Raw genomic sequence first — 2,207 nt, 5'->3', positions numbered from 1 at the left:
CCGAGGCGGTCACCATCGAGGTCGGCCTGCCCGGCGCCGACGTCGACGCCTTCCGCGCCTGGCTCGCCGACGCCACCGCCGGCACCGCCCGGCTGGAACTGGGCGGCGAAGCATACGGCGCCGCCTGACGCCCCCGCCCGCACACCGGGGAAACCCGCCCGCGCACCGGGGAAAGAAGAGGTCCGTGACGGACCCGGGGCCGGACACCGTTAGCGTGTACGGGGTTCACAACGGTGCCCGTGCGGGTCATGGGGGCGGAGGAGCGGTACACATGCAGGTCGGAGCGGCATCGTGAGAATGCTGCACACATCGGACTGGCACCTGGGGCGGTCGTTCCACCGGGTGAGCCTGCTCGACGCGCAGTCCGCGTTCCTCGACCACCTCGTGGCGACGGTCCGCGAGCACGACGTGGACGTCGTCCTCGTCGCCGGAGACATCTACGACCGCGCCGTCCCGCCCCTCACCGCGGTGGAACTGTTCGACACCGCGCTGCACCGGCTCGCCGGGGCCGGCGTACCCACCGTGATGATCTCCGGCAACCACGACTCGGGCCGCCGGCTCGGCGTCGGGGCCGGGCTCATCGAACGCGCCGGGATCCACCTGCGGACCGACCCGGCCGGCGCCGGCACCCCCGTCCTGCTCGCCGACGCCCACGGCGACGTGGCGTTCTACGGGCTCCCGTACCTCGAACCCGCCCTCGTCCGCGACCTCTTCGGGGCCGGCAGGGCCGACCACGAGGCCGTGCTCACGGCCGCCATGGAGCGGGTGCGCACCGACCTCGCCGGCCGCGCCCCCGGCACCCGCTCCGTCGTCCTCGCCCACGCCTTCGTCGCGGGCGGCGCGCCGAGCGACAGCGAACGCGACATCACCGTCGGCGGTGTGGCCGCCGTCCCGGCCGGTGTGTTCGACGGCGTGGACTACGTCGCCCTCGGGCACCTGCACGGCAGCCAGGCCCTCACCGACCGGATCCGCTACTCCGGCTCGCCCCTCGCCTACTCCTTCTCCGAGGCCGGGCACCGCAAGACGATGTGGCTCGTCGACCTGGACGGCGACGGCACGGTCCGCGCCGAACGGATCGACTGCCCGGTGCCCCGCCCCCTCGCCCGCCTCCGGGGCCGGCTCGACGACCTGCTCGCCGACCCCGCGCTCGACCGGCACGAGGACGCCTGGGTCGAGGCGACGCTCACCGACCCGGTCCGCCCCGCCGAACCCATGGCGCGCCTCGCCGAGCGCTTCCCCCACACCCTCAGCCTCCTCTTCGCCCCCGAGCGGCCCGACGACGAGCCCCTCGCCTCCTACGGCCGGCGCCTCCGCGACCGCGACGACCAGCAGATCGCCGAGGACTTCGTCACCCACGTACGCGGCGGCGCGGGCCCCGACGACCACGAGCGCGCGGCGCTCCTGCGCGCCTTCGACGACGTACGCGTGGACCTGGCGCGGCGCGAGGTGGCCGGATGAGGCTCCACCGGCTCGACATCACCGCCTTCGGCCCGTTCGGCACCACCCAGACCGTCGACTTCGACACCCTGTCCCGGGCCGGGCTGTTCCTCCTCCACGGCCCGACCGGCGCGGGCAAGACCTCCGTCCTCGACGCCGTCTGCTACGCCCTGTACGGGGCGGTGCCCGGCGCCCGGCAGAGCCCCGGGACCTCGCTGCGCAGCGACCACGCCCCGGTTGGCACGTACACCGAGGTCGTGCTCGACCTGACCGTCGCCGGCCGGCGGCTGGAGATCACCCGGCGGCCCGCCCAGCAGCGCCCCAAGAAGCGCGGCGGCGGCTTCACCACCGAGAAGGCCCAGTCGTGGCTGCGGGAGTACGACCCGAGCAACGGCTCCTGGAAGGGCCTCAGCCGCTCCCACCAGGAGATCGGTGAGGAGGTCACCCAGCTGCTCGGCATGAGCCGGGACCAGTTCTGCCAGGTGGTGCTGCTGCCGCAGGGCGAATTCGCCCGCTTCCTGCGCGCCGACGCGGAGGCCCGCGGAAAGCTCCTCGGGCGGCTCTTCGACACCCGCCGCTTCGCCGCCGTCGAGGAACGCCTCGCCGAACTGCGCCGCGCCGCCGAGCAGCAGGTCAAGGACGGCGACGAACGGCTCCTGGCGCTCGCCCACCGGACCGCCCAGGCGGCCGGCGACGCCGCCGCCGGATGGCCCGCCCCGGACGGCAGGCCCGGCGACCCGGGGCTCGCCGGAGACGTCCTCGCCTGGGCG

General features: G+C 75.1%; 3 protein-coding genes. All 3 read left to right on the top strand.

Features of this window, described 5'->3' with window-relative positions; all coding sequences use genetic code 11:
- Nucleotides 1–128: DUF1949 domain-containing protein (locus A4V12_RS22995; RefSeq protein WP_159028913.1), on the top strand; the 128-nt coding region annotated here is incomplete at its 5' end.
- Between the two features lie 163 nt (nucleotides 129–291).
- Nucleotides 292–1,458: an exonuclease SbcCD subunit D gene (locus A4V12_RS22990; RefSeq protein ID WP_064071316.1), complete on the top strand. Its 1,167-nt coding sequence runs from the start codon at nucleotides 292–294 to the stop codon at nucleotides 1,456–1,458.
- A partial coding sequence (locus tag A4V12_RS39070) for an AAA family ATPase (protein WP_234372300.1) occupies nucleotides 1,455–2,207 on the top strand: 753 nt, incomplete at its 3' end. The genes A4V12_RS22990 and A4V12_RS39070, both read left to right, overlap by 4 nt.

The sequence above is a fragment of the Streptomyces noursei genome (genome assembly GCF_001646665.1).
GTDB lineage: Bacteria > Actinomycetota > Actinomycetes > Streptomycetales > Streptomycetaceae > Streptomyces > Streptomyces lavendulocolor.
This window is presented reverse-complemented; position numbering and strand designations above follow the sequence as displayed.